Origin of the sequence: Streptomyces corynorhini, from assembly GCF_003346515.1 — a bacterium.
GTDB lineage: Bacteria > Actinomycetota > Actinomycetes > Streptomycetales > Streptomycetaceae > Streptomyces > Streptomyces corynorhini.
The window spans coordinates 1-7885 of the sequence record NZ_QQNA01000042.1 but is presented as its reverse complement, the minus strand read 5'-3'; the positions used below and the strand labels follow the sequence as shown (position 1 = coordinate 7885).

Here is a 7885-nt window from a genome sequence, read left to right as displayed (position 1 = left end):
AGCCCCGGCATGTCCTGGAGCTTCTCGGCCGCGCCGAACAGCTCCAGGACATGCCGGGGCTGTGTGGTGGCGAGCATCGCGTTCGTCCACTTGGTGACGTGCTGCGCCGTGTGCCAGTAGCGGTCGAACGCCGAGCGCATCCACGCCTCGTCGAAGGGCCGGTCCCCGTGGTCGAGGACAGCGGCGAGATACGCGGCGGCGCACTTGGCGGCCGAGTTGGAGCCCTGGCCGGTGACCGGGTCGTTGGCGACGACGACGTCCGCGACCCCGAGGACGAGCCCGCCGCCCGGCAGCACCCCGACCGGTCTGCGTACGGTCGGCGCGTACCGCCCGGACAGGGTGGCGTTCGCGTCCGTCAGCTCGACCTTCGTGGCACGGGCGTACTCCCACGGCGTGAAGCGCTCCATCAGCTCCAGCGTCAGCGACAGGTGTTCGGCGGGGTCCCTGACGGACCGGAAGGCATCGAGCGGACCGCCGGGCACCCCCTCCCAGAAGAGGATGTCCGCGCGGCCGGAGGTGGTGAGCACCGGCATCACGAACAGTTCGCCGACGCCCGGCACGAGATTGCACCGTATGGCGTCGTAGCCCGGGTGCTCGGGGCGCGGGGCCAGGCCGTGCACGTACGCGACGGCGAGGGACCGCTGCGGGGTGCCGTAGGGCGAGCGGGCCGGGTCGCGGGCGAACATCTCGACCAGCTCGCCCTTGCCCGCCGAGACCAGGACCAGGTCGAAGGTGCGGGAGAAGTAGTCCAGGTCGGAGACGGCGGCGCCGTGGACGACCACCTGGCCGCCGCGCTGCGCGAACGTGTCCATCCAGCCGGCCATCTTGACGCGCTGGTCCACGGACTGGGCGTAGCCGTCCAGCGCGCCCACCCAGTCGACGGCGCGCGTCGCGTCGGGCGCGGCGACGGAGATGCCCACGCCCTCGATGCGCGGCGCCTGGGACTCCCAGAAGCCCAGCTCCAGTTCGCGCTCGTGCTGGAGCGCGGTGCGGAACATGCACTGGGTGGACATCACCCGCCCGGACCGGATCTCGTCGGCCGTGCGGTTCGCCATCAGGGTGACCACGTACCCGTGCGACTGGAGCCCCAGGGCGAGCTGCAGCCCGGACTGGCCTGCTCCGACGATGAGTATCTTCCGCATGGGCGGGGGCTCTCCGTTTGCGTACGTGGTACGGCCCGGGACCGGCTCGCCCCGGGCCGGCCCGTACTACTCGGGGGTGACGTCCAGGGCGTGCCGTACGAGCGTGAGCAGCGCCTCGACAGCCGCGATCTTCTGTCTCGCGTCCATGATCAGCACCGGGATCTCCGGCGGGATCGTCAGGGCGTCCCGTACGTCATCGGGGCCGAACGCGGCGGTGCCGTCGAAGTGGTTGACGGCCACCACGTAGGGCAGTCCGCAGCTCTCGAAGTAGTCGAGCGCGGGGAAGCAGTCCGGCAGCCGCCGGGTGTCGGCGAGGACGACCGCGCCGATCGCGCCGCGCACCAGGTCGTCCCACATGAACCAGAAGCGCTGCTGGCCGGGGGTGCCGAAGAGGTACAGCACGAGGTCGTCGTCGAGGGTGATCCGGCCGTAGTCCATCGCCACGGTCGTGGTGACCTTGTCCGGGGTGGCGCTCAGATCGTCGATGCCCGCGCTCGCCTCGGTCATCAGGGCCTCGGTCTGGAGCGGCGGAATCTCCGAGACCGCCCCGACGAACGTCGTCTTGCCGACGCCGAAGCCGCCCGCGACCACGATCTTGGTGGCGATGGGCGCGCGCGTGCGGTCCATCTGCCAGGCTTTCGGCTCCTCTTCCGGGGCGGCCGGGGGCCGTGTCCCGGTCGGGGGCCCGGCGTCGGCCGGTGGCCCGGCGGCCTCGGGGGGCTCTGTCCCGGGGCGGCCGGCCGTCACCGGCACGGCGGTGACGTCAGAGACGGCGGAGTCCACTCAGCACCCTTTCCAACAGCGCGTGGTCGGGCTGCCCGGTGCCGTGCCCGGTCCCGTACACACGGATCTTTCCCTGGTCGGCCAGGTCACTGAGCAGCACCCGGACGACTCCCAGCGGCATGTGGAGCAGCGCCGAGACCTCGGCGACGGTACGCATACGGCGGCACAGCTCGACGATGGCCCGCATCTCCGGCATGCCGCGCGGCGCGCTGCCCCCGTCCGTCAGCTCCCTGGGCCGCTCACCGGATTCGAGGGCGGCGACGAACGTCTCGACCAGCAGGACGTGGCCGGAGCGGGTGCGCCCGCCGGTGAGCGAGTACGGCCGGACGCGGGCGGGTCTGCGGTCCGCGCCGCGTACGGGGAGCCGACGGACCGGATCGGCGGCCGGCGTCATCGCGCGCTCTCCATCGACGTACGCAGCTCGTCGCGGAGTTCGGGGGTGAGCAGATGTCCGGCGCGGCCGACGAAGAGAGCCATGTGGTAGGCGACGACGCTCATGTCGCAGTCGGCCGTGGCGTGCACGCCGAGGAGCGAGCCGTCGCTGATCGACATGACGAAGACGCTGCCGTCGTCCATGGCGACCATGGTCTGTTTGACCTCGCCGCCGTCGATCAGCTTGGCCGCGCCGTGGGCGAGGCTGCCGATGCCCGAGACGACGGTCGCGAGGTCGGCGCTGGAGCCGCGCGGGCCTTCTCTGGGGGCGGTGGGGGGCGCGGCGGCCTCGGCGCCGCGCTCCGGGTCGGAGGAGAGCAGGAGGAGTCCGTCGGACGAGACGACGGCCACCGCGTGGACCCCTGGTACCTCCTCCACGAGGTTGCTCAACAGCCAGTGCAGGTTGCGGGCTTCGCTGCTCGGTCCGCATGTGCCGGTCGCGGTCAACTGCGTGCCTCCTCGACTGTCTCCCCCGTCTCTCCGGTGCCTGGCTCCGGTCTCCGGCCGGTTTCGCGCTGGTCGTGCTGGTCGTACTGGTCCTGCTCGTCGCGCTGGTCCTGCTCGTCGCGCTGGTCGCGTTCGTCGCGTTCGTTCAGTTCGGCCTCCACGTCGCGGCGGCCCTCGACGGCTCCCTGGTGGAAGCCGCCGAGTCTGCGGCGCAGGGCCTCCGCGTCGACGCTGCCGGTGCGCCCGCTGGGGGTCTCCGGGGGCTTGACGATTCTGGGTGTGCGCTTGGGGAGGCCCTTGTCGGTGATGCGTTCCCCGGCCGGGGACTCGGCGGACTCGGCGGACCGCGTCGACTCGACGAGCCGCGTCGACTCGACGGACCGCGTCGGCTCGACGGACCGCGTCGGCTCGACGGACCGCGTCGGCTCGACGGGCCCGGCGGGTTCTTCCGTGCCGGCGGGCTCGACGGGCAGCCGCATCACGAAGGTGTCCTGGTCGGTGCCGGTGGTCTCCGGCACTCCGTCGGTGGCACGGTCGTGGCGGTCGGACTCGGGCGCGGGTACAGGGGCGGGCACGGGTACGGGCGCGGGTACGGACTCGGACTCGGGCGCGGGTACGGGCGTGGATATGGCCTCGGACCGGGCCGTCCGCGCGTCCGGCGCCTGCGCGTCCGGTGTCCGCGCGTCCGGCGCCTGTGCGTCCGGTGTCCGCGCGTCCGGTGTCCGCGCGTCCGGCGCCTGCGTGTCCGCCGCCTCGGCCTCCGCCTTGAGGATCGCCGCCTCCGCCGCGGCCACCATCGGGTCGACGTCCGGCCGTCCGGGCAGGGCGTTGGAGTTGGCCTCGGCCGCCGCCCCCGGCAGGCTGACCGCGGGCGCCGCGCCCGGCGTCCGCGTCTGGTGCGGCACGGCGGGCGGCGGGGCCGTCGGGAGCAGCGCGGGCGGCAGTACGACGACGGCCGCCAGGCCGCCCTGCTGGTGCTCCCGCAGCTCGACCTGTACGCCGTGGCGCGCGGCGAGCAGCGCGGCGACGCGCAGCCCGAGCCCCTCGCCGTCCTTGGCGGCGGGACCGCGAGTGCCGCCCGCGCCGTCGCCGTACGCCTCGGAGGTCTCCGGCTCCGCGAGCCGTGCGTTGAGCTGGGCGATGCGCTCGGCGGACATGCCGATGCCCTGGTCCTGTACGGAGAGCACCACCTCGCCGCTCTCCAGCGTCCAGCCGGAGAGCTGCACCTGGGCGTCGGGCGGCGAGAACGACGTGGCGTTCTCCAGCAGCTCGGCGACGAGATGGCTCAGGTCGTCGGCGGCGAAGCCCGCGACCTGGGCGTGGGCCGGCAGGGACTGGATGGTGACCCGCTCGTACCGTTCGATCTCGCTGACCGCCGCGCGCAACACGTCCACCAGCGGTACCGGTCCCGTGGAGCCGTGGCCGTGTTCGTGGCCCGCGAGGACCAGCAGGTTCTCGCTGTGCCTGCGCATCACCGTGGCCAGGTGGTCGAGCTTGAAGAGGGTGGCGAGCCGCTCCGGGTCCTGCTCGCGGTCCTCCAGCCCCTCGATGACGCCGAGCTGGCGCTCGACGAGGCCGAGGTTGCGCAGCGAGAGGTTGACGAAGGTGTGGTGGACGGTGTGGCGCAGCCGCTGGAGCTGGGCGGCGAGTTCGGTGGTGCGCTCCTGGAGTTCGGCGCGCTGTCCGGCGACCCTCTCGCGCGCGCCGATCAGGTCGGTGCGGTCGCCGGAGAGTTCGTCGGCGCGGGAGGAGAGGTCGAGCAGTCCGCTGTGCAGCTGGTTGAGGGAGCGTACGACCTGGGCGAACTCGTCGTTGCGGCCGGTGAAGCGGATCGGCTCCTCGGTCGCGGGCGCCGTGGCGATCCGGGCGGCGCCGATGCGGACGACGGCGAGCGGCCGGGTGAGCGTACGGGCGACGGCGGTGGAGACGCCGATGGCGATCAGCAGGCAGCCGCCGAGCAGGGCGACGCTCAGTTCGAGGGCGGTGACCTCGTCGTCGCGCAGCTTCTCCAGCCGCTCGACCTGGCGGGAGCCGAGGCCGGACTCGACGCCGCGCATCTGGTCGATCCGGGCGGAGAGCGCGGATTCGACCTTCTCGGGGTCGGCCTTGCGGTCGGACTCGGACAGCTCGGGGCGGCTGGTGAACCGGGTCAGATAGGTCTCGGCGGTCTTGACCTCGGGGCCGGTGACCGTGGTGGTGAGGGAGTTGTGGGCGGCGGCGTCGGCGGTCTGGTCGAAGTCGGCGAGGGCGGCGAGTTCGCGGACCCGGGACTTCTGGGCCTCGGCGCTGAGTTCGTCGCGGAGCTTGTCGTACTTCTTGCTGTCCGCGTCGGCTTCCTGCTCGACGGGCAGGCCCGTGATCGGGTCGTACGCGGGCGTCTTGTCGGCGGCCTCCGGTACGGCGAGCGCGGCGAGCAGCAGCCCCCGGGTGGCGGACGCCTGTTCGACGGCGCGGCCGAGCGCGGCGGGCGCGCGGGTGGCGTCGGCGGCGTCGGCCGGGGTCTTCTCGGCGAGCTGGTCGGCGAGGGCCTGGAGCTTGGCGATGACCTCGGAGTAGGCGCGGTACGCCTCCAGCGCGGAGCCCTTGCCGGTGAGGGCGGTACGGCGGATAGAGGGGACGGTGGCGAGGTCGCGCAGCAGTCCTGGCGAGGCGGCGGAGTCGGCGCGGATCTCCTCGATCTGCCGGTCCACGCGGGCGCTGCGGGTCTTGGTGATCTCGTAGGTGGGCTTGCCCTTGCCGCCCTTCTCCCCGCCGGTGGCGCCGGATTCCCCGGTGCCGGGGTCGTCGGTGCCGGTGGGCTGCTCGTCGCGGCCCGCGGCGATGTGGACGACGACTTCGTCGCGTTCGTCCGCGAGGGACTGGGAGAGGGTGATGGCCTGCTGGTCGAGCGCGGCGAGGTTGGCCAGGTTCTGGGCGTCGTTGAGGTCCTCGGAGGCGCGCAGGACCGCGGGGGCTCCGGCCGCGACGACGGTGACGCCGACGAGGGCGACCCCCAGGACGAGCCGGTTGCGCACCCGGGAGCGCCGGCCCCGGCCTTCGTCGGGGCGTGCCGTGCCCTCGGCGGGGCGTGCCGCACCCGTTCCGGGCGCTGCGGCGTCGCCGGAGCCGGCCGGCGTCTTCACCGCTCCACCGGCCTCACCCGGGGATCCGCTCTGTGTGCCGCCATTGCCCCGAGGCCGCTTCTTCTGCACCGGTGCTCACATTCTTGACTCGTCCGCCCATGAAGCAGAGGTGACAACCGGTCACTAACGAGAGAACCCCCACCCCTGGTACGGCGTTCGACCATTCCAGCGCTTCCTGGAGGGAGGCGCGCATCGGCCGCTCCGCCACCTGAACGAGTGAACATCACGAAGGAGTTGGCGAACAACTCTTCCCTCCTGTCGCGGAGCTTGAACATCGCGCGCCGGGTGGACCTTCGGGTCGGCCTTTGGCAGGATGCCCGCCCGCAGCTTTCGGGGGCAGGTCGGCGCCGTCCGCGGGCCGGGTCCCGACGGCTCCCCGGGGGCGTGATTCTGACCGAATGACAGCGGTTGACCTGGGTGGACGATCCGATCGGCACGGTATGGAGGCTCCGTGAAGGAGCCATGTCGACGGCCGGGGCGGTCGTGCAGACTGGGACGCATGCGCATCGAACTCACCACGGCCCCCGGCAACCCCTCGCGCCCCAATGAGGACTGGACCACCGTGGCCGTCCCCGCGGCCGGCGCGGGCGGAGTCCTGGTGGTGCTGGACGGGGTGACCCCGCCGACCGGTGACGACGGATGTGCGCATGGCGTGCCCTGGTTCACGGCGCGGCTGGGCGGGGCGCTCGCGGAACTGTCCGGTTCACGACGGGATATGACGCTGGCCGATGTCCTGGCGACGGCGATCCGTCGGACGGCGGACGCCCACCGAGACACCTGTGACCTTTCTCACGTGCGTACTCCCCAGGCCACGGTCGTCCTGGCGCGCTGGGGCGCGGACGAGGTCGAGCACCTGGTGCTGTCCGACTCCACGCTGCTGCTGGAGTCGCCCGACGGGGAGGTGCGGGCGGTCCTCGACGACCGGCTGGACCGTGTCCCGCGCGAGGTGCTGCGCTCGGTCGCCGCGACGGACGCGCTGCGCAACGCGGAAGGCGGCTTCTTCACCGCGGCGGCGGACCCGTCCGTCGCGGCGCGCGCCGTGACGGGCCGCACCCCGGCCGCGCGGGTCCGCTCGCTGCTGGCCATGACGGACGGGGCGACCCGCTGGGTGGAGGTCTTCCGGGAGGGCGGCTGGGCGGACTGCCCGGGGCTGGTACGGAAGAACGGCGCGCGGGAACTGGTCGAGCGGGTACGGGCGGCGGAGTCGGCGGACCCGGACGGGGTGGCGTTCCCCCGGGGCAAGAGCGCGGACGACGCGACGGTGACGTACGTGGAGCTGTGAGGCGGCGCGGGAGGCCGTCCGGGGCGTACGCGTCGTGACGAGGCCGTCCCAGGGCGACACGGCCTCCGGGGCGTGCGACGGTCACGGGACCGTCCGGGGGCGTACGACGGCCACGCGGCCGTCCAGGGGCGTACGACGGCCACGCGGCCGTCCAGGGGCGTACGACGGTCACGCGGCCGTCCGGGGGCGTCCGAGCGCGCAGGGCGGAGGAGGGCGTACGGGGGCGGGTGCGCGCCCGTCCGCGCGCGGGTCCGCCGCTCCCTCGCTCCCTCGCGCCCGACGTCCCGTCAGCTCTCGGCGGTGACGTTGAGCTGCCGGAGCAGCCGGGCCAGTTCGGCGATCTCGGCGCGGTCCCAGTCGGCCAGCTTCTGCACGTACCGCTCGCGGCGCGCGTCACGGACCCGGCGGAAGCGGTCACGGCCCTCGTCGGTGATGTGGACCAGGGAGGCGCGGCCGTCGGCCGGGTCCGGCTCCCGGACCACCAGGCCCAGCTCCTCCAGCGCGCGCAGTTGACGGCTCATCGTCGCCTTGCCGACGCCGAAGTAGCCGGCCAGTTCGGTGGCCCGCTGGGAGCCGCTCTCCTCCAGCCGTACGAGCAGTCCGTAGGCCGCCGGTTCCAGTTCCGGATGGACCTCGCGCGCCATTTCTCCGGAGTTGGCGCGCGAGGTCCATCCGGA

Annotated in this window: 7 protein-coding genes; 1 reads left to right on the top strand and 6 read right to left on the bottom strand. The window is 73.4% G+C overall.

Going from position 1 to position 7885, the window contains the following annotated elements:
• From DVH02_RS07170 to DVH02_RS07150, 5 genes are all read right to left on the bottom strand, one after another.
• The coding region (locus tag DVH02_RS07170) for a styrene monooxygenase/indole monooxygenase family protein (RefSeq protein WP_114622851.1) at nt 1–1142 on the bottom strand (1142 nt) is incomplete at its 3' end.
• 66 nt (nt 1143–1208) lie between these two features.
• The gene (locus tag DVH02_RS07165; protein ID WP_325051335.1) at nt 1209–1925 is read right to left on the bottom strand and encodes a GTP-binding protein; all 717 of its coding nucleotides are present in this window, start codon (nt 1923–1925) and stop codon (nt 1209–1211) included.
• The gene (locus DVH02_RS07160; protein WP_114622850.1) at nt 1906–2319 is read right to left on the bottom strand and encodes a DUF742 domain-containing protein; all 414 of its coding nucleotides are present in this window, start codon (nt 2317–2319) and stop codon (nt 1906–1908) included. The genes DVH02_RS07165 and DVH02_RS07160 overlap by 20 nt, the downstream gene beginning before the upstream one ends.
• Nucleotides 2316–2804, bottom strand: coding sequence for a roadblock/LC7 domain-containing protein (locus DVH02_RS07155; RefSeq protein WP_114622849.1), 489 nt, complete (start codon nt 2802–2804; stop codon nt 2316–2318). Before DVH02_RS07155 ends, DVH02_RS07160 begins: the two co-directional genes overlap by 4 nt.
• Nucleotides 2801–5926, bottom strand: coding sequence for a sensor histidine kinase (locus DVH02_RS07150; RefSeq protein ID WP_407697597.1), 3126 nt, complete (start codon nt 5924–5926; stop codon nt 2801–2803). The genes DVH02_RS07155 and DVH02_RS07150 overlap by 4 nt, the downstream gene beginning before the upstream one ends.
• 499 nt (nt 5927–6425) lie before the next feature.
• Between DVH02_RS07150 and DVH02_RS07145 the strand changes: the two genes are divergently transcribed.
• On the top strand, nt 6426–7208 hold the full coding sequence (locus tag DVH02_RS07145) for a protein phosphatase 2C domain-containing protein (protein ID WP_114622847.1): 783 nt from the start codon (nt 6426–6428) through the stop codon (nt 7206–7208).
• A gap of 287 nt (nt 7209–7495) precedes the next feature.
• Here the strand turns inward: DVH02_RS07145 and DVH02_RS07140 are convergent.
• The coding region (locus DVH02_RS07140) for a MarR family winged helix-turn-helix transcriptional regulator (protein WP_114622852.1) at nt 7496–7885 on the bottom strand (390 nt) is incomplete at its 5' end.